The organism is Kaistella haifensis DSM 19056 (assembly GCF_000735695.2).
GTDB classification, from domain to species: Bacteria; Bacteroidota; Bacteroidia; order Flavobacteriales; family Weeksellaceae; genus Kaistella; species Kaistella haifensis.
The window spans coordinates 133,990-153,340 of record NZ_JASZ02000011.1 but is presented as its reverse complement, the minus strand read 5'-3'; the positions used below and the strand labels follow the sequence as shown (position 1 = coordinate 153,340).

General features: G+C 34.6%; 19 protein-coding genes. 2 read left to right on the top strand and 17 right to left on the bottom strand.

All coding sequences use genetic code 11. From position 1 onward, the window contains the following. The first annotated feature begins 58 nt into the window (after positions 1-58). Positions 59-1,600 (top strand): T9SS response regulator signal transducer PorX, encoded by a 1,542-nt coding sequence (gene porX / locus AP75_RS07065; RefSeq protein WP_088263994.1) that lies wholly within the window; start codon positions 59-61, stop codon positions 1,598-1,600. Positions 1,601-1,737: 137 nt separating this feature from the next. Further along, positions 1,738-2,499, top strand: a complete 762-nt coding sequence (locus tag AP75_RS07060) for an exodeoxyribonuclease III (protein WP_031501419.1) — start codon at positions 1,738-1,740, stop codon at positions 2,497-2,499. Between the two features lie 65 nt (positions 2,500-2,564). Here AP75_RS07060 and AP75_RS07055 read toward each other — a convergent pair whose 3' ends face one another. From AP75_RS07055 to AP75_RS06970, 17 genes are all read right to left on the bottom strand, one after another. Beyond that, positions 2,565-2,936 carry a septal ring lytic transglycosylase RlpA family protein gene (locus AP75_RS07055; RefSeq protein ID WP_031501418.1) on the bottom strand — a complete coding sequence of 124 codons (372 nt, stop codon included), beginning with the start codon at positions 2,934-2,936 and terminating at the stop codon, positions 2,565-2,567. A gap of 526 nt (positions 2,937-3,462) precedes the next feature. Next, entirely contained in the window at positions 3,463-4,764 is a 1,302-nt protein-coding gene (rimO, locus tag AP75_RS07050) for a 30S ribosomal protein S12 methylthiotransferase RimO (protein WP_088263992.1), read from the bottom strand. Positions 4,765-4,878: 114 nt separating this feature from the next. Next, positions 4,879-5,736: a glucose-1-phosphate thymidylyltransferase RfbA gene (gene rfbA, locus AP75_RS07045; protein WP_031501417.1), complete on the bottom strand. Its 858-nt coding sequence runs from the start codon at positions 5,734-5,736 to the stop codon at positions 4,879-4,881. Positions 5,737-5,789: 53 nt separating this feature from the next. Then, entirely contained in the window at positions 5,790-6,173 is a 384-nt protein-coding gene (locus tag AP75_RS07040) for a four helix bundle protein (protein WP_242589780.1), read from the bottom strand. A gap of 39 nt (positions 6,174-6,212) precedes the next feature. Further along, on the bottom strand, positions 6,213-7,292 hold the full coding sequence (rfbB, locus tag AP75_RS07035; RefSeq protein ID WP_088263990.1) for a dTDP-glucose 4,6-dehydratase: 1,080 nt from the start codon (positions 7,290-7,292) through the stop codon (positions 6,213-6,215). Between the two features lie 110 nt (positions 7,293-7,402). Next, positions 7,403-7,765, bottom strand: coding sequence for a four helix bundle protein (locus tag AP75_RS07030; RefSeq protein WP_031502834.1), 363 nt, complete (start codon positions 7,763-7,765; stop codon positions 7,403-7,405). A 299-nt stretch (positions 7,766-8,064) separates the two neighbouring features. Beyond that, entirely contained in the window at positions 8,065-8,610 is a 546-nt protein-coding gene (gene rfbC, locus AP75_RS07025) for a dTDP-4-dehydrorhamnose 3,5-epimerase (protein WP_031502836.1), read from the bottom strand. After that, the gene (locus AP75_RS07020) at positions 8,610-9,617 is read right to left on the bottom strand and encodes an MraY family glycosyltransferase (protein ID WP_088263988.1); all 1,008 of its coding nucleotides are present in this window, start codon (positions 9,615-9,617) and stop codon (positions 8,610-8,612) included. Before AP75_RS07020 ends, rfbC begins: the two co-directional genes overlap by 1 nt. A gap of 93 nt (positions 9,618-9,710) precedes the next feature. Then, on the bottom strand, positions 9,711-10,616 hold the full coding sequence (locus tag AP75_RS07015) for an NAD-dependent epimerase/dehydratase family protein (RefSeq protein ID WP_088263986.1): 906 nt from the start codon (positions 10,614-10,616) through the stop codon (positions 9,711-9,713). After that, positions 10,613-11,425, bottom strand: a complete 813-nt coding sequence (locus AP75_RS07010) for a glycosyltransferase family 2 protein (protein WP_088263984.1) — start codon at positions 11,423-11,425, stop codon at positions 10,613-10,615. The genes AP75_RS07015 and AP75_RS07010 overlap by 4 nt, the downstream gene beginning before the upstream one ends. After that, on the bottom strand, positions 11,422-12,438 hold the full coding sequence (locus AP75_RS07005) for a glycosyltransferase (protein WP_031501940.1): 1,017 nt from the start codon (positions 12,436-12,438) through the stop codon (positions 11,422-11,424). The genes AP75_RS07010 and AP75_RS07005 overlap by 4 nt, the downstream gene beginning before the upstream one ends. Before the next feature lie 12 nt (positions 12,439-12,450). Next, a complete protein-coding gene (locus AP75_RS07000) occupies positions 12,451-14,193 on the bottom strand; it encodes a glycosyl hydrolase family 28-related protein (RefSeq protein ID WP_088263982.1) in 1,743 nt (580 codons plus the stop codon). A 5-nt stretch (positions 14,194-14,198) separates the two neighbouring features. Continuing rightward, positions 14,199-15,368 (bottom strand): hypothetical protein, encoded by a 1,170-nt coding sequence (locus tag AP75_RS06995; RefSeq protein WP_088263980.1) that lies wholly within the window; start codon positions 15,366-15,368, stop codon positions 14,199-14,201. Then, positions 15,358-16,134 (bottom strand): glycosyltransferase family 2 protein, encoded by a 777-nt coding sequence (locus tag AP75_RS06990; RefSeq protein ID WP_051872562.1) that lies wholly within the window; start codon positions 16,132-16,134, stop codon positions 15,358-15,360. Before AP75_RS06990 ends, AP75_RS06995 begins: the two co-directional genes overlap by 11 nt. Before the next feature lie 530 nt (positions 16,135-16,664). Next, on the bottom strand, positions 16,665-17,381 hold the full coding sequence (locus AP75_RS06980) for an acyltransferase family protein (protein WP_088263978.1): 717 nt from the start codon (positions 17,379-17,381) through the stop codon (positions 16,665-16,667). Between the two features lie 39 nt (positions 17,382-17,420). Further along, the gene (locus tag AP75_RS06975) at positions 17,421-18,425 is read right to left on the bottom strand and encodes a glycosyltransferase (RefSeq protein WP_031502081.1); all 1,005 of its coding nucleotides are present in this window, start codon (positions 18,423-18,425) and stop codon (positions 17,421-17,423) included. Further along, the gene (locus AP75_RS06970; protein ID WP_031502080.1) at positions 18,422-19,351 is read right to left on the bottom strand and encodes a glycosyltransferase family 2 protein; all 930 of its coding nucleotides are present in this window, start codon (positions 19,349-19,351) and stop codon (positions 18,422-18,424) included. The genes AP75_RS06975 and AP75_RS06970 overlap by 4 nt, the downstream gene beginning before the upstream one ends.

The following is a 19,351-nucleotide window of genomic DNA, read 5'->3' as shown; positions in this document are numbered from 1 at the left end:
ACAACAAGTGCGGTTCAAATATCTTGAAACTGCATCTTTTAAAATTTAAATATAGTATATGGCAAAATTGATATGGATTGATGATGAGGTAGATTTACTGAAACCACATATCGTGTTTTTGGAAAACAAAGGTTACGAAGTGAAACCCGTAAACAACGTGAATGAAGCGCTGGAAATGATCGAAAAAGAAAATTTTCAATTGGCTTTGCTCGATGAAAATATGCCCGGAATCTCCGGTTTGGAAGCCATTCCAATGATTAAAAATATCGATTCGGCTATTAAAATCGTGATGGTAACCAAAAATGAAGAGGAAAGAATCATGGAACAAGCAATTGGTTCCCAAATCGCCGATTATATCCTGAAACCGGTAAATCCGAACCAGGTTTTATTGTCTTTAAAGAAAAATCTTCAAGAAGAAACTTTGGTGGAACAACAAACCATTCAGGAATATCAGCAGGAATTCCGCAATCTTTCGATGGAACTTTCTTACCTGAAAACTTATCAGGAATGGGCGGAATATTACAAGAAAATCCTCAATTGGGAAATCAAATTCGATAAAGTTTTCGACAGTGAATTTTCAGATTTGTTGCAATCTCAAAAAGAAGAAGCAAACATTCAGTTCTCCAAATTCATCGAAAACAATTATGAAGACTGGCTTCATACGAACGAGAAACCAATGATGAGTCACACGCTTTTCAAAGAAAAAGTAAAAAGCGAGGTTGAAAAGGATAAAGTTTTGCTCCTCATGGTCGATAATTTGCGCTACGATCAGTGGAAAGTCATCGAACCACTGTTCACGAGATTCTACAACAAAACGTCAGAAGATTATTATTTCAGCATTCTTCCGACCGCAACGCAATATGCGAGAAACTCTTTCTTCGCCGGACTTTTACCTTCAGAAATCGAAAAAAGATTTACACAATATTGGTTTAATGACAATGAAGAAGGCAATAAAAATGAGCACGAAAGAGATTTTCTGGAAGATCAAATGAAACGCCTCGGATTATCCGGAAAATCGATGAAATACCTAAAAATTTTAAATGCTGATTTCGAGAAAAAAGTATTGGAAGATTTCAACCAACATAAAAACAATGATCTCTTGGTAATTGTTTACAACTTTATCGACATTCTTTCCCATGCGAAAACCGATAATGTGATCGTGAATCAATTGATTCGCGACGATAAAACATTCCGATCACTCACATACAATTGGTTTGAGAATTCCTCTTTATTAAAAATCATCAAACAGGCTGCAGACCATGGTTTCAAATTGGTGATCACCACCGATCATGGAACGATCTATGTAAAAAAACCAAGCAAAGTAGTCGGCGACCGAGAAACTTCAACCAATATCCGATACAAAACCGGACGAAGTTTAACTTACGAAAACAGCGATGTTTGGGCAATTTCAAATCCCGAAAAACTGTTTTTACCAAAAGGAAATCTAAGTTCAAAATATATTTTCGCCAAAAACAACATCTTTTTGGCTTATCCGAAAAACTATAATCATTTCGTGAATTATTACAAAGAAACCTACCAACACGGCGGAATCTCTTTGGAAGAAGTGATTATCCCGATCAGCATTATGGAGCCCAAATAGTTTTTTTTCATAGTTTATTTAAATTTGGGATCCAATTGGGCGGGAGAAACATACTGTTTTTTCCGCCTTTTTTGTGTGGCAGATTTCCGTAGAATCAAATTCGCTTTTGTAATTTTGGGAAAAATTAAAAATATTCAATGAGAGTTATTTCATACAATGTAAACGGAATTCGTGCTGCTTTTACCAAAGACTTCCTTGGCTGGCTGAAAATCGCCGATCCCGATGTGATTTGCATTCAGGAAAGCAAAGCGGGAAACGACCAAATCGACATCGAAAGTTTAGAGAAAATAGGATATAAAAGTTATTGGCATTCCGCGCAACGAAAAGGGTATTCCGGCGTAGGAATCGCTTCTAAAATTGAACCTCTACATGTAGAATATGGTTGTGGCATCGAACATTACGACAGTGAAGGAAGAGTAATAAGAGCAGATTTCGATGGGTTCTCGGTGATTTCCGTGTACGTGCCTTCCGCTTCCAATTCCGAAAGATTAGAATTCAAAATGCAGTTTTGTGAAGATTTCTTGGTTTACATCAATGAGTTAAGAAAAACCATTCCAAACCTTATTATTTGTGGGGATTTTAATATTTGTCATAAAGCCATTGACATTCATAACCCCGAAGGACTGAAAAATACTTCCGGATTTTTACCGATGGAAAGAGAATGGATGACCAAATTTATAGAGGAATGCGAACTGATAGACAGTTTCCGGTTCTTTAATGATCAGCCCGATAATTATTCGTGGTGGAGTTACCGCCAGAACTCCCGCGCAAGGAACAAAGGCTGGCGTTTGGATTATAATTTCGTGTCTTATACTTTAAAAGAGAAACTGTCGCGCGCGGTTATTCTGAAAGAAGCCGTGCACAGCGACCACTGTCCGGTGCTGGTAGAACTTCATTAAGAATATAAATTTGAAATAAAAAAGCCGACTCTTCTGAATCGGCTTTGCTTTTAAAAAACGTAAAGTTAATCGACAATTTCATATTCAATTGGCATGGTTCCTTTAGCAGTATTGCCAATTGAATCGAACGCTGCTTTGGATAAATCCAACGCTCTGGAAGAGTGGAACGGACCGCGGTCGTTAATTCTCACTTCTACACTTTTCCCTGTTCTCAGATTCGTAACTTCAATTACGGTACCGAAAGGAAGCGTTCTATGCGCTGCGGTAAGTTTTCTGTTATTGAAAATCTCTCCGCTTGCTGTTTTCCTACCATTAAACTTATCGTGGTAGAACGATGCAAAACTTGTTTTGGCATCATTGGCATTAAACTTGTTGAAAGAATAAATACCAAGTGTTGAAATCATCATTATGATTACGAGAATCGCTCTTTTCATCATTTTGAATTATTTTTATTGGTTTTGACTCTGCAAATTTATCCCGAAAACATTTTTTGCAACAACCCAACTGTTAAATTCTGTTAACAAATTCTTAATTATATGTTAAGACACTTTGCTAATTCCCTATTCATGGGAAATAAGGAAGCTTGTTAAAAAGTGTTAAAAACATCCATAAAACGTTAACAAAATTAACTAATTACTGCATAGTTTCCCATCTACAAAACACACAAAATACTTATAATCAACCGGTTAATAAAATTGTAAATTTCGTTGAATGGTTAGAAAAATCATTAAAAAGTAAAAAAAATTATTAAGAAATAAAAAGAAGAAAATTAAAGTGATTTTAGAATAAAAAACTGCCTCAATCCCTTTATTAATGAACGTTTAAGGAAAAAGCGATTTTTAGCATCAAGCCCTGAAATTTATTAATCAATGAAAATTTTAACGAAATTGAGAAGGCAAAATTCAGTGAAAACAAAAAAACCAATGAAATTCATTGGCTTTTTTTATTCTTTATTACTTGATTTTAAACAAGTTCTCCGTACAAATCAAATTCTTCAGCGGAGGTAATTTTTATATTGGCAAACTCGCCGATTGATAAATAAGTGTTTTCTGCAGAGACCAAAACTGTATTATCTACGTCCGGAGAATCGAACTCGGTTCTTCCGACAAAATAGTTTCCTTCCTTTCGATCGAAAATGCATCGGAACGTTTTACCTATTTTCACCTGATTTTTCTCCCATGAAATCTGTGACTGCAACTCCATAATCTCTTCTACCCTAGCTTCTTTCACTTCCTGCGGTACATCATCTTCCAAAACGTAGGCGGTTGTATTTTCTTCGTGCGAATAGGTAAAACAGCCCAATCGATCGAAACGTTGTGTGCGAACCCATTCTTTCATTTCGAGGAATTTTTCTTCTGTTTCGCCCGGAAAACCTACGATTAAAGTAGTTCTGATCGCCATATCCGGAACTTTCTCCCGAAACTTTTCCAACAAAGCATTGGTTTTCTCGTGGGTGGTTCCTCTCTTCATCGCCTTTAGGATATCAGAATTAATATGTTGCAAAGGAATATCGATATAGTTGCAAACTTTCGGCTCATTTTTAATGATTTCTAACACATCCTCCGGAAACCCTGATGGAAACGCGTAATGCAAACGAATCCACTCGATTCCTTCCACTTTTACCAATCTTAAAAGTAAGTCACCTAAAGCTCTTTTTTTGTAAATATCAAGTCCGTAATAAGTTAAGTCCTGTGCGATAAGAATAAGTTCCTTAACTCCTTTCTTAGCCAATTTCTCAGCTTCAATGACCAAATTTTCGATTGGTGTAGAAACATTTTTCCCTCTCATCAAAGGAATTGCGCAGAATGAACATGGTCGGTCGCAACCTTCTGCAATTTTTAAATAGGCATAATGTTTTGGTGTGGTCGTCATTCTTTCCCCAACCAATTCATGTTTATAATCTGCACCCAAATGTTTGAGCAAAATAGGCAGATCTCTAGTTCCGAAATACTGGTCTACATCCGGAATTTCTCTTATCAAATCCGGTTTATATCTTTCCGAAAGACATCCGGTAACGAAAACCTTCTCTACCTCGCCTCGGTTTTTGGCATCGACATATTCCAAAATCGTGTTAATCGATTCTTCCTTAGCATTATCGATAAAACCGCAGGTATTGATTACGACGATGTCACCGCGATCCTCGTGCACCACTTCTTTTCCGTTGGCTTCCAATTGCCCCATCAGGACTTCGGAGTCATAAACATTTTTGGAACAACCGAGTGTGACGATATTGATTTTCTTTTTGCCGACGGATTTTGTACGCATGAATTGATATTTTAGTATAAAAAACTGATGTATATTACAGGGCGCAAATTTAGGAATAAAAAAAGACTTTAAGGTTTTGCTTAAAGTCTTTCTAAATATTTCATTTAAAATGGTTTATAAAATCCCTTTCAAATATTCACCATAACCGCTTTTACCATATTTCTTCGCCGATTCTAGAAGTTGTTCTTTGTTAATGAACCTTTTTTTGTAAGCGATCTCTTCAATACAAGAAATTTTGAAACCTTGTCTTTTCTCCAAAACTTTCACAAATTCCGAAGCTTCATGTAAAGAATCGAAAGTTCCGGTGTCGAGCCAAGCGGTTCCGCGCGACATCACCCCTACTTCTAACTGACCTTTTTCAAGATAAATTCGGTTTACATCCGTGATTTCCAATTCACCACGCGGTGACGGCTTTAGGTTTTTAGCGATTTCGACTACGGAATTATCATAAAAATACAAACCTGGAACGGCAAAGTTGGATTTAGGTTCCGCAGGTTTTTCTTCAATAGAAATGGCTTTTAAGTTCTCATCAAATTCCACCACGCCATATCTTTCCGGATCGGAAACCTGATAAGCAAAGACGCAGCCGCCTTTTATGTTGGTTTTGCTTTCCAACAATTTTGGCAATCCTGCGCCATAAAAAATATTATCACCCAAAACGAGCGCTACAGAATCGTCTCCGATAAATTCTTCTCCCAAAATAAAAGCCTGCGCTAAACCGTCCGGACTGGGCTGTACTTTGTACTGAATGTTACATCCAATCGATGAACCGTCGCCCAAAAGTTTCATAAAACCTTCCTGATCATGTGGTGTTGTAATAATTAAGATATCTTTAATTCCCGCAAGTAATAATGTGGAAAGCGGATAATAAATCATCGGTTTGTCATAAACCGGCATCAGCTGCTTGCTTACCGCAATCGTCAATGGATAAAGTCTGGTACCGGATCCGCCGGCTAAAATAATTCCCTTCATAATGTGTTGATTTTTGGGTATTTGAGTTTTTGAGAAATTGAGTGTTATTAAATTTATTTTTTTAGTTCTGAAAATGTCCATTTTTTAGAATTAATAGTCATTGAAACCAACATTCCTAAAATTTCATCGTATTTGCTATACAAACTTTGGTAAGTAACCTCGTTTATATAACCGCAGGCAAGGGCGAAATCTAACCAATTTTGGGTTTCGGCAGCTTCACCATCAGCTTCATTTAATTTACTGATAAAAGATTTTTCGTATCTTCTTTTCCGCCAAGCCTCAGCAATATTAGCGTTGACCGAACGTGACGAACGTCTGATTTGGTCAGTTAATGAATATCTTTCTTCAACTGGAAATTGTTTGGAAATATGATAAATCTCCATGGCAGCAATAAAAGCTTTTTGATAAACAATTAAATCTTTATGAATCTTTATCATTGATGACATTCTCAAAAACTCAATTACTCAAACACTCAATTATTTATACTGCTCGTTATAGTAATCCTGATAGGAACCGCTGGTTACATTCTCCAACCAGTCTTTATTTTCGAGGAACCAGTCTATCGTTTTGCTTAAACCTTGCTCGAAAGTTACGGATGGTTTCCAGCCCAAGTCTTTGTTGAGTTTGGTAGCATCGATGGCGTAACGTTTATCGTGCCCCGGACGGTCTTTCACATAGGTAATAAGTTTTTCGGAGTAGCCCGCTGGTTTTCCTAGTTTTTCATCCATCTGTTTGATGAGTTCCTTTACCAAATCGATGTTTTGCCACTCGTTGAAACCTCCGATATTGTAGGTTTCCCCGGTTTTTGCTTCAAAGAACAGTTGGTGAATCGCTTTCGCATGGTCGATAACGAAAAGCCAGTCTCTGGTATATTTTCCGTCACCGTAAATTGGAAGAGGTTTTTCATTAATAATATTCGAAATACAAAGCGGAATCAACTTTTCCGGAAAATGATTGGGGCCGTAGTTATTGGAGCAATTGGACACCATAAACGGCATTCCGTAAGTGTTTCCGTAAGCGCGAACCAAATGATCGGAAGCGGCTTTACTTGCAGAATAAGGCGATTGTGGATCGTAAGCGGTAGTTTCTAAAAAGAAACCGGTTTCTCCTAAACTTCCGTAAACCTCATCGGTAGAAACATGGTAGAACAAATTCTCGCGTGGTCCGTCCGGAAAATTTCCGTGGGAATGATCGGGATTTAAGGTCCAAAATTCTTTACAAAGATTCAATAAATTGGCAGTTCCTACAACATTGGTATTAATAAAGGCATTAGGATCAGTGATACTTCTGTCCACGTGGCTTTCCGCGGCCAAATGAACAACAGCATCCGGATGATGCTTTTCGAATACTCTTCGAAGTTCATCGACTTTGGTGATGTCTGCTTTTTCAAAAACGTAGTTAGGTTCGTTTTCGATATCTTTTAAATTTTCAAGATTTCCGGCGTAAGTTAAAGCGTCAAGGTTGATGATTTTCTTATCCGGATTATTTTTAACAAATTCTCTTACGACGTGGGAACCGATAAATCCGGCACCTCCGGTGATGATTATGTTTTTCATTTTTTTATGTTCGAAAAGTTAAGAGGTTAAATGGTTAGAAGGTTAAGAAGTTAGAAGGTTAGAAGGTTAGAAGGTTAGAAAGTTAGAAAGTTAAATGGTTAGAAAGAGGGTTAGACAGTTGGTTTAGTTTTATTGATACTTAAAATTAATTTGGAAAGCATATTTTTAATATAGAAAATCCTTTGGGTCATTTCCCCGTTTTTATCACAAAAATTAAGCATTACGGCGATATCCAATTGAGTTTCTAATTCGCTTAAAGAACCCATCGAAATATACAAAAATCTGACAAACTCGGCACTTCCCTTTCTTCCTGCCCCTTCTGCGATATTGGATGGGATTGAAATCGCACATCTTTTCATTTGGGAAGTTAATCCGAAAAGTTCATCCTTTGGAAAAAGAGCTACCAATAAATAAATATCCTTTACCAAAAGTAAAGATTCTTTATAAACTTGTAAATCTTTGTGGGAGGTCATTCTTTAGAGGTTAGAAGGTTAGAAGGTTAGAAGGTTAGAAAGTTAAGAGGTTAAGAGGTTAAGAGGTTAGTGGGTTGGACGAATACTTGGAAAAAAGGTTAGGTGGGTTATTTTATCTTGGGTTAAGTTAATGGGTTGGGTTGGGTTAGATTAGGTTATCTTTGGTTTGGTTTGGTAAGATTAGGCTACTCATTAAATTGATTTTCTGTTAAATTTCTAATATGGTTATATTCAAACAAATTCACTTTCTAACCATTTAACCTCTTAACTTTCTAACCTCTTAACCTCTTAACTTTCCCTCAAAAATTCTTCTCCGCGAAAGTAGGCAATTGGCTGTCTTTTTCTGAAAGGAGCACCTTATCTGCCGGTAATTTCCAGTCGATATTGAGGTCTTTATCGTTCCAGATAACACTTCCTTCAGATTCTTTATGATAGAAATTATCACATTTATAGGAAAAAATTGCAGTTTCACTCAATACGGAAAAGCCATGCCCGAAACCTCTTGGAACATAGAGTTGCAACTTATTTTCCGGAGTCAATTCCACCCCGAACCATTGTCCGAAAGTTGGAGAATCTTCACGCAAATCAACGGCTACATCAAAAACTTTCCCTTCAAGACAAGAGACTAATTTCGCCTGTGCATGTTCGCCTTTTTGCAAATGAACACCTCGCAAAACTCCGTACGAAGATTTAGAAATATTATCCTGCACAAAATGGCCATTCATTCCGGTAAGTTCTTCGAATTTTTGCTCATTGAATTTTTCATAAAAATAACCTCTTGCGTCTTCGAAAACGGTTGGTTCAATGATATAGCAGTCTTTGAGTGGGGTCGATTTTATTTTCATTAATTAATGTTTAGTGTGATTTGCTTCTTAATCGTAAGTTTGGTGTAAAGATAAAAAATTAGCGCAGGTAATAAAATAATTACAAAACTTACAATTTGTGGCAAGTTCGAAAAAATCACTACTGCATTGATAATCAACTGTACAGCTGCGTAGAGCGTACTTACTATTAAATGAGATATTTTTTTCTCATTAGCTAAAAGTTGATAAAGGTGACGGCGGTGCGCTTCGAAAATATTTTCTTTGAGTTTCAGTCTTTCTAAAATAGTGGAAATGACTTCTACCCCGTAAACCGCAAGAAAAAGAATCCATTTAATTTCGCCGGTTTTCATCATTAGCAAACCAATTAAGGCCACCACCCAAAACGCAATTCCCATACTTCCAATATCGCCCATAAAGCATTTTGCCTTCTTTCTAAAATTGAAAAAGAGAAAAACCAGACACGCTAAAACGGGATAAATTATAAAATCACGATTAACAAAACTCACCATATTCTGATTCACATACAATAAAGAAAGCAACGCCACTAAGCTGTAAAGCCCTGTAATTCCATTGATTCCGTCCATGAAATTATAAGCGTTCAGAATTCCGATGATTAAAATGTACAAAACCGGAATCGCCCAAATCGGGAGCATGACAAATGCATTAAGAAAAGCGAGCAAAAAACTTACGCTAATGATGTGAAAAACAATTCGGATTTTACTTGAAAGATCATAAAGATCATCTAGAAAACTAATGGTACAGAGCAATAAAAGTCCTACTCCGAAAATCAGATAATTATGGTTTTCTGCCGCCTGATCATGAAGCGGAAGATGAACTAACTTACCCCATGTGCTGATAATAAAAAACAAGAGGAAAGCAATCGGAAAAACAATCCCTCCACCTCGCAAGGTAATTTCGGTATGAGCACTACGGTGATTGGGTTTATCGATAATATTGAATCGGTCGGCAATTTTGAAATAGATCAATTCTAAAACAAAAAGCACGAGAAAAACAGCGAAATACATCATAGATTGTTATGGGTTGGGTACACAAAATTATACTTTTTTCACATGAGGATGCTAAACATTTTGACTTAAGGTACTATTAAGTTGAAATGATGATCACTTTTCATGCTTCATAAACGATTCAATCGTTTTTTTCATTCCTTCTTCAGCAGTTATTGGTAAAGAATCGATATTTAAAGCAGTCTTTATTTTTTGGTTGGAGACGATATAGTTTTCGGTGAGTTTTTTAAGTCTTTCTGAATTGAGGGGAAGTTTCAAATAATCACCCGTTTTTGCTATGAACGAAATCAAATGTTTAGGAATCTTCAACAACCTTTCCGTTTTCCCAGAAGTGTTAGCAATAATTTTCACCAAATCGTTGGTCGATAAAGCTTTATCATCTGAAAAATTATAAATCCCTGATGTCATATTTTGATCAGAAATAATCCGCTCTATCAAAAAATTGAGGTTATCAATACTTAAAAAAGAACGTTGGTTATCAAAATCTGCTAAAGGCCAAGGAATTCCTTTTTCCACCACTTTGTAAAGCAAGTTTAGATTTCCCTTGTTTCCCGGACCGTGAATCATACATGGTCGTATGATAAAAAGTCTTTTATTTTCAGGTAATTCTTGAGCAAGCAAATAATTTTCGGCTTCTAATTTTGATTTTCCGTAAGGGGTTTTCGGATCAGAGGGATGATTCTCATCTAAAATCCCTTCAATCGTATCTGCGGTGGCCTTTACGCTGCTGAAATAAATGAAATCTCTAATTTCAGAATTTAAAAATTCTTCAAAAAGTCGGATCGTTAAGTCTCTGTTGACTTTGAAATATTCATCATCCGCAGAAGTATTTGCTGTATCATGGGCTTTTCCTGCGAGATGAATGATTACATCCGCATTTTTATTTAAAATCCAATCAGACTTTCTCAAAGAAAGTTTTCCAACAACATTTCCTTTGTCTTCCAAATATTTTGAAAGATTAGAACCTACAAAACCTGTTGCTCCGGTGATGATGATCTTCATTTGAATTGTTGTAATGTCTTTTTATTAATTCTACTTCTTTCCCTATCAAAAATCCAACCCCATTTATTGAAATAATGAATAGCAGATTTTACAAAAATTTTGAAAAGTCTTTTATCTTTATTTGCTCCAGATTCATAACCATGAACAATAGAAACTTTCGGAAAATAAATTGTTTTATATTTCAAATGCATTCTTCGGGATATATCCCAATCTTCAAAATACATAAAAAATCGATCATCATAAAGTCCCACTTCTTTTAAAGCCGACATTCTAAAAAGAGTAAAACAGCCAGATAAAATGGGCGCATTGTATATAACATCTTTCTTTACTTTTCTTAGCTCATAATTATTAATAAACTTTTCATAATAGAATTTAGGTTTTTTAAATTTTCTCATGAAAACAGAAAACGGTGATGGTAGTAATTTTGGCAAATACTGTACGGTACCATCTTCATTCAGAATTTGCGGCATCATCATACCGACATCGGGGTGGTCTTCCATATACTCTATCATGGGGGTAATAACATCCTCACGCATTTCGACATCCGGATTTATAACAAAATGATATTTACTCCCAGCGGCTACAGCCTTGCTAATAGCGATGTTGTGAGCTGCACCAAAACCGGGATTGGAAGGATTGTGAATATATTCAACATTTGGCGAGGCAATCAAAGTTTTAAGTTCCTCGGTTGGCGAATTATCTACAAGATACAAAAACGAGTCATCTCGTCCTGAATTTAAAAAACTGTAAATGGACTCCGAAAGTACTTGTGGATTATTTTTATAGAGGACTATACAGGCAGTAATCATAAACTTGTCTGTGGGTTTAAAAGTAAAATCAATTGAGCTATTTCATCACTAACTTTAGAAAAGGAAGTTGGTTGATTGCTTGTAATTGCTCCTGATATTGAACGCGAAATATCGTTTACATCGTAAGGATCAAAAGTTGCTGACGGCCTGCATACGGCATACAGATATGGCAAATCCGCTCCTATGACTTTGCATCCCGCATTAATTCCTTCAACTATCCCGAGACCAAAGCTCTCCGAAAGCGAAGGAAAAATTAAAAATTCCGATTCTGCATATTTTTCAGCTAATTTATCTTTCGGCAGAAAACCAACATTAGTAATTGGATATCTTTTGGCAACTGCTGCTTCAATATAGTTATAAATATCTGGAAACAAATCATTTACCGTTAATATCAATTCTCCTTTCTGCACTTCATCAAAAGATTTACAGAAGGCATCAATCAGCCGCTTATGGTTCTTATTTGCTTGCGCATTGCTTACATATAAAAAGGTAGATGATTTACGGATTCCCTTCTCTTGCGGCAGTGCAGGAAAAAAAGGAAGAATGAGTACCTTTTCCTCTTTCGAAAATTTTGTTTCAAGCTGTTGCTTTATATAACCGGTCTGAACAAGCCAAAGTTTTACATTTGATTCAAAATACTTGATAATTGCAATTTTAAATTTATATTTGATTCTGTCTACAAAAGAAAAGTCTGCAGGTACATCCAAATATACTGCGTTGTGAAAATACCCTATAACATCAGCAGAAACATCAACCGTTGGCGGAACATTTCCTAAAACAAATACTTTGCTAAAGGCTGTTTTATTTTTTTTATAGAATTCGTGTCGTTTAAAAAGCGAAGCCTCGAGAAAAATAAATTTATTATTTGGTTTTATATCAAAGATATATTTCTTAAGACGCGCATCAAAAAGATAGAAAATCTTGTAGTTTGTCTTTTCTAATTCTTTTATTAAATAGTCTAGGAGCACCTTCCCTCCTCCATTATGAATAAAAATGGCATCAACTAAAAGCATTTTTTTGTTATTTTAAAGATTATCCAGCAAAAAACTTTGGAGCTCCTCCTTAGTAGAAAACTTAAAAATTTTATAATCTAAAAGATCTAAGTCCACAGGTGTTCCGTCGATAGAAGAAATATCCAGATAAAATTCTGCCTTTTTAGTAATATATCCATATGCGCCATACGAATGAATGTCCTTATCATTGATTGGTTGAAAACTCACAAACTGGTTTTCATTACGATCCCAAACAAAAAATATTGGATTGCCTATGTTTACTTTTGCCGTCGTAACAATAAAATAATATCCAGGAACAAAATCGGTCTTTGTTTCATTTATAGCTATATACTGGTTTTTATTGGAAAAATCCAAAGCCAATCTGCAGGCCGCTTGGTTGTTTATTCTTTGAAAAGTCGGTGCAACAGCATTAAAAGATCCGCTGAGAGTTATTGGGTTTCCAAAATTCACAGAATAAAATTCCGGAAAATTAGATTTAAATCCAACGCTGGAAATAGGAAAAAATTTCGATTCCGAATTATTAGCACCAACTTCTAAACTGTTTAGAAAAGGGATACCTTTCACATAAATATTCTTTGCAGACTGAATTCCCTTATCTGTAGAAGGAAAAAAAAGTGTGAGTTGAGAATTATCAGATACTACTGTCTTTTCCGCCCTTACATCTTTACTGTATTCAAATTTTGAACGATATGAAGTTACATTGATATTATTTCCTAAAATCTTCAGATTCATTACTCTTCCACCAATAAACAAATAATCCGATCGAGATCCATCAAAAATGTAACTTGCGGGCTCCATATCCACTTTTTTCAGTGAAGTACCGGTATATTGGTCTATAATGACTTTAGATGGGGTATTTCGTTTCTCGTCCCAACAGTTTTGAAAAATTGTCGGCGTATAGGTATTATTAGAATAAAAATATCCATTTACGGCATTAGCCTCAAAAATACAATCATTAAAAGAAACTCCGCCGAAACCTTCCGTAGTGTTATTAAAGTAAACGGCTACATTATTCGAATCAAATTCACAAGCATAAAAACATTTATTTCCCGCGTGCATTAAATCACCACCCCAGCGGTTGTCCAAAGAATAAATACCGTATTCATTAGCCTGAAATGCACAACTGAAGAAATTGCAGCCAATGTTACCAAATGGAAAATATACTGCTTTTTGAAACCCTATGAATCTTAAATTTCTGAAGACGACATTACCCGCATATTCATCTTCTATAGATTTATTCTTTACATCATTTTTTCCAAAAGATATAGCTGTACCAATCTTATTTTTTGAAGTAAACCAAATATTGGATACGATACTTGCATAGGTAAAATACGGTGCTTTGGTTTGGAAATTCAGGATAGACTTATTATTGTCCACAGGACTGAAAACCGTATTGCCCGCATCACCTTCAATCTCGAACCTTTTATTGACATTTGCAGCGAAACGGTAATTCCCGGCAGGAAAAAATATGGATTCCCCAATTTCGAAAGCTTTTTGGATAGCTTTTGAATCATCGGTTATACCGTCGCCCTTTGCGCCAAACCATTTTATATTTATCTTTCCATCGTAAATCCTTTTGTAAGTAATTCCATTTTTATTCACGTAAATCACACCATCTACCCGTTGATTTGGAGACAATATAACTTTACTATATGTATAAGATTGCCCGGTGAGCGCGTCAGGTAAAATAATAATTTCCTGGCCAAATAAAGCGCAAGAAAAGATTATCATTAATAATGAAAAAACACCTTTCATTTTTTTTAATTATTCTTCATGTGAGACCTTAGAAACAATACAGAAAAGAAGAGGAAGATAGTTGCCGTAAAATAACCGATACCCCGAAAAAATATTTCCGAAAAAATAGTGATCGTGCTAGCATAGAAAAGCGCATCTTGTGCAGAGAGACTGTTTGACGGCAGTTTTCTAAAATGAAACCATTGTTTCACCAAATAATAAAGATAAGAGACAATGAGCAAAATGCCCACGACACCAAATTCTGTAATCAGTTTAGCAGCAGTGAAGCCACCATCCCGAGAATTAAGTTCCAAGCCATCTAACACTTTTATTAAATAATCACCTATTTCAGTTCTGACATCTACAAACCCGAGTTGTTGAAAACCTACCCCAAGTCCACGACTAAGCTTTAATCCTTCTTGCATTAACTGAAATCCTTTTGCGTAAACTAATGTAGAGAGATTATTGGTGGACTGCATGTTTTTAAAATCCAAACGAGAGAGGAAATATTCAATATCAGCAAAAAAATAGACTCCAGCTCCTCCTATTAGCAAAATAGGAACTACATAAATATGATAAACAAACACCGCCAATATAACCATTGTAACCAGCAAAGTCATATTCTTTACGATAAGTGCAACCACAATACCAGCGAACAGAAAGTAAAACCTTTTTTTTTCTGTCTTTGAATAAATGACAAGATATCCGACGATAGGTCCAAAAAAAAGCGCCATGTGTGAAGGTTCTGGATATGGGAAAATAGGCTTACTATAAATAAAAGTTGGTATTACAAATGATAATGCGACGAATCCAAGATAAAAGTAAAAAAAACTGTGAAGGAGTTTAGTTATAGATTTGCCATCTGTTGCAAGGATTACTTTGCTAAAGTTATAAGCACCAACGAGCATAATACAAACAAATGGAATAGAAAGTATATTCCGTATCAAATCAAAACTAAGATTAAAGTATAGGCTCGTAGCCACAGAATGAATCAGAATACCACATACCACAATAATAAAAATGTTTATAAATTTTTTAGTAAAAGCAAATCTAGGATTATATAAATAATATGAGAGATTAAATAAAAAAATTACCACTACCGTAGTGACACTATAAGAATCCAACTGAAAAAAGGTCATTACCGCCGGTAAAAACCATAACAAAATAAAAAAAAATCGCAAAACTTTATTTGGCATTCTGTAATTTTTGTTTAAGTAGATACAATCTATGTAAATTTTTTCCTAATAATCGAAATCGTAACAAGTCATACCAATAGTAAAAATCTATTTTATAAAAAACACTGTTTTCTTTTCTCACCTGAGACATTTCTTTCAGATATTTAGTCGTTATGGCCCCACTTACACCATCAATCCTAAAATTGGTCAAAACTTTATCTATTTTAATAAATCTCACCCCACTAAGATAGCACCTAAGTGTGAAATCCCAGTCAGCAACGATTTTATAAGAAGTATTAAAGCTACCTAGTTTCTCATAAACTTCTTTGTTGACAAACATTGCCGGATGGTTTACAACCATCCCTCGCGTTAGTTTTTCGAGATTATCGGTTGTATTACTTACAAAGCTCACACTGTTTTCTTCAATATTCCTTATCGCACCATAATAGGCGTTAAATCCAGGCATGTAATAGCTGACAATATTTTCTATAGCATCAGGTTCATAAAAATCATCCGCATTTAATAATCCTATAATATCACCCTTTGCTAAAGAAATTCCTTTATTCATTGCATCATAAATCCCTTTATCCTTTTCGCAAATTATTTTAGCTATCTTGCCTTTATATTTGGATACAATTTGCATAGTACCATCTGTACTTTTACCATCAACGATGATAAATTCTATATTTTTATAGGTTTGCTCTGAAACACTAGTAATAGTTTGTTCTATAGTTTTTTCACCATTGTAAACTACAGTAATAATCGAGATAAGTGGATGTTTTTCCATATATATTGTGGTTCACAAATTTATGAAATATTTTATAGACTTTTTTGGATTAAGCGGAAACTCTGTAAACTTGAAAGCGTTAAATATTTACAAACAAAAAGAGAATATTTTAATGTAGTTTTCTTCTTAGGAAATTGGTAGATTTTACCTCGAAATATTTGTATTGTAGAATTGACCATATAATGGAAACTATCCAAAAAGACAAAAAAAAGATGATACCTAAAATTTCTTTTTTAATGCTAATATTCAGTTGATCTCTATTTTGCCAAAGATCTATAAGCACATCTGCCACTAACCCATTTATTAAATACAATGAGTAAGAAATTAAGCTAAGATATGTTATTGGTTTTGTGATAGCATATTTCGATTTTTTATAGTCATTGAGAATCGGTAAATAAAGCAATACATTAATTGAGCCCATGGGAAACATAAACAGACAGGAAAACATTCTATACTGTTCATTAAATTTGTTGATATTTAGGAACATCATCAGGAGTGTTAATATAATTCCAGATATAAAAAAAACAATCTTATTTTTTTTTCCAAAAATCTGAATAATAGTATAATACAAATGCTCCCAATACACCATATATGATAGTATCCAACCTGTAAATAACAGAATATTGAAGGATGTCGAATGTTTCCGCAGAATAACCGTTATTAACACTATACACTATCCGTAGAAGGCTGGGTATTGCCACCAAAAACACAATTGATATGAAGATAACTTTCTTTTTGTTCTTTTTTGAAAATACATATGAGAAACCCGAGATAAGCAGTACAATTAGAATATAAAACCACTCTTCAACGCTCAAACTCCAAGACAATCCAAAAAAATATCTTGGATTATGATCCACATTCTGTAAAAAAAAGAAATATGAATAGAAGTTATTACCAATTTTAATAACCGTCTCATAATTTATGATGGCCAGAAGTACCAAAAAGAAATAGTAATTAGGTAAAGTTCTGCTCCATCTCTTTAGCCAAAATATTTTAACATCAGACCATGTGCAATTGGTCTTTTCAAAAGTGCTAATCAATATTTTAACTATTAGAAATCCACTCAAAACAAAAAAGATTCCAACGCCGTCTAATAAGAATCTATCGATCAATTTTGAAATCCCACTTGGCATAAAACTCAGTGAATGTGCAATTACTACCAACAAAATAGCCACCATTCTCAAAATATCTAGCCCAAAAACTCTATTTTGGTCAAAATCAATACGGAAAATGTTTGATAATTTCATTGCGACTATTTTTTATTTAATGAGTAAAAATTTTGACTATTACTTTTTGTACATAACGGTTTCATACACTTCTTTATAATGATTGGCAACATTAACGCCTTTAAAATCTTCCAAAAATTTTGGGTCGGCCCTATATGCATTTTTGTTCTTCAATATTTCATTAATCCCCTGCGTCATATTTTCAACATTGTCTGGGTCAACAGTCATTGCGTTTTTAAAATAGCTTTGCTGTGCATATTTTCTGTTGCTCAGCAATAACTGCTTATTCATGGAGATAGCCTCCAATATAGAAATTGGTTGTGTTTCAGATTTGCTTAATAAAGCAAATACGCTGCAATTCTTTACTAATTTTACCAATTCTGGTGAACTTTCAGGAAGCCCCTTAATCCAAGTAATATTTTTGCTGGCATCAACTATTTGCTGTAAATTTTTACCATACTCTTCTTCTCCAGGAAGTACTTTTCCGACTAAAATCAAACTCGCATCTGCGTTCAGACAAGCTTTTGCCAGATTTACTTGATTCTTACGAGCACATATATTTCCAGTACATAGAATGTAGTTTTCATCTGTAATTGGTAGAGAATTATCCAGAAAATTTTCATGAACAATGTTAGGAATTACAAAAAGTTTTTCAGGTGCGATCTTAAAAACTTTTTCAGCGACATTTTTTTGCAAATCATTTACTACAATTACTGCATCAACCAGTTTAAGAATCTCAAGCTGAAACTTTTTATAACCTATATATTTAGAAAATTTATCATAGACAACGGATATTAAACGTTCATAATAACTGAGCAATACTGTAATTACTATTTTTTTTCCACTATTTTTTGCCCATAAAATATTATTGAAATTACCAGCTTCCAGACCCCAAAAGTGAGCTATATCATAATCTCCGTCCCTAGACCAAACATCTATCTTATCCACAACCAAATGTGAAGCACAATGCTTCTGTAAATTCTCCAATAGTGTAAGCATCTGAATTTCGAAACCGCCAAATGCCAAAGAATGAGCTTGTAAAGGAAAAAATTTCACTCGAATCATTTTTTAAAAATTAATTTAGTTTTATACAATGTTTGGCTTATTATACTTTTTGCGTATATAAAATATCTTGGTTTTGAAATTTTAGGTGCATCCCAAATGCGATATATATTTTTATCGATCCGTCTTTTTGTGAAAAAATCATCAAGGGTTGCAGCATTTAATTTTCTGAAAGTTTTCAAATTTTTAATAACAATATCATCATGTTTTTGTTGTTGCTTTTTATTGCGCATGGTTCCCCATTCTTTTTCAGAGATAAAATTAGCAGATAGAACACCGTTTCTACATCCATTTTGCAAAGCTTTATAACAATAAGCAATATCATCCCAAGGCTGGTAAACTTCATCAGGAAAACCAATTTTATTAATCAACTGCGAAGAAATACATATTGGGCTTTTAATGGCAACGTCCCGGAAAACGAAACAGCCTTCTTCTAAGTCTTTAATATTTCCAGAAACACCGTGTCCAAAAACGGTTTCTATATAATTTCTAATAGGAAATATAGAACTCTCTTTTTTAAGAAGAAATGAAGATAAGTCTCCTCCATGTCGTAAAGATACTACCCCCAAAACATCAACAAAATTGGAAAAAAGTTTTTCCAGATGATTTTCCAAAAATTTATCATTCAGTACTACATCATCTTGTAGGATAATATTTAGCTGAGGTTTCCCGTTATATGAATTTTTTTTTAGGGCCGCATTTATAGCTCGAAGCTCATGAACATCATTTTCATAAATTTTAATAATTTCAAGTTCGGGATTATTTAGCGAAAACTCATCAATTATCTGCTCTGAATTGTCTGTACATCCGTCCAAAACAGGATATATTTTGGAATCTTGACTTGCACAATTCTTTATACCAGCTAGAACATCGTTTATCAAATGTTCTTTGTTGTGGATTGTGATTATGTAATTAAAACTGTATTTCAT

Coding starts and splice junctions, on each gene's coding strand:
- AP75_RS06990 (WP_051872562.1), bottom strand. CDS start 16,134: ATGGAAAAACATCCACTTATCTCGATTATTACTGTAGTTTACAATGGT.
- AP75_RS07000 (WP_088263982.1), bottom strand. CDS start 14,193: ATGAAAGGTGTTTTTTCATTATTAATGATAATCTTTTCTTGCGCTTTA.
- AP75_RS06970 (WP_031502080.1), bottom strand. CDS start 19,351: ATGAAATACAGTTTTAATTACATAATCACAATCCACAACAAAGAACAT.
- rfbA (WP_031501417.1), bottom strand. CDS start 5,736: ATGAAGGGAATTATTTTAGCCGGCGGATCCGGTACCAGACTTTATCCA.
- AP75_RS06975 (WP_031502081.1), bottom strand. CDS start 18,425: ATGATTCGAGTGAAATTTTTTCCTTTACAAGCTCATTCTTTGGCATTT.
- rimO (WP_088263992.1), bottom strand. CDS start 4,764: ATGCGTACAAAATCCGTCGGCAAAAAGAAAATCAATATCGTCACACTC.
- AP75_RS07055 (WP_031501418.1), bottom strand. CDS start 2,936: ATGATGAAAAGAGCGATTCTCGTAATCATAATGATGATTTCAACACTT.
- rfbC (WP_031502836.1), bottom strand. CDS start 8,610: ATGAAAATAAAATCGACCCCACTCAAAGACTGCTATATCATTGAACCA.
- AP75_RS06980 (WP_088263978.1), bottom strand. CDS start 17,381: ATGAAATTATCAAACATTTTCCGTATTGATTTTGACCAAAATAGAGTT.
- rfbB (WP_088263990.1), bottom strand. CDS start 7,292: ATGAAAAACATAATCATCACCGGAGGTGCCGGATTTATCGGTTCCCAC.
- AP75_RS07040 (WP_242589780.1), bottom strand. CDS start 6,173: ATGATAAAGATTCATAAAGATTTAATTGTTTATCAAAAAGCTTTTATT.
- AP75_RS07020 (WP_088263988.1), bottom strand. CDS start 9,617: ATGATGTATTTCGCTGTTTTTCTCGTGCTTTTTGTTTTAGAATTGATC.
- porX (WP_088263994.1), top strand. CDS start 59: ATGGCAAAATTGATATGGATTGATGATGAGGTAGATTTACTGAAACCA.
- AP75_RS06995 (WP_088263980.1), bottom strand. CDS start 15,368: ATGCCAAATAAAGTTTTGCGATTTTTTTTTATTTTGTTATGGTTTTTA.
- AP75_RS07015 (WP_088263986.1), bottom strand. CDS start 10,616: ATGAAGATCATCATCACCGGAGCAACAGGTTTTGTAGGTTCTAATCTT.
- AP75_RS07060 (WP_031501419.1), top strand. CDS start 1,738: ATGAGAGTTATTTCATACAATGTAAACGGAATTCGTGCTGCTTTTACC.
- AP75_RS07005 (WP_031501940.1), bottom strand. CDS start 12,438: ATGCTTTTAGTTGATGCCATTTTTATTCATAATGGAGGAGGGAAGGTG.
- AP75_RS07030 (WP_031502834.1), bottom strand. CDS start 7,765: ATGACCTCCCACAAAGATTTACAAGTTTATAAAGAATCTTTACTTTTG.
- AP75_RS07010 (WP_088263984.1), bottom strand. CDS start 11,425: ATGATTACTGCCTGTATAGTCCTCTATAAAAATAATCCACAAGTACTT.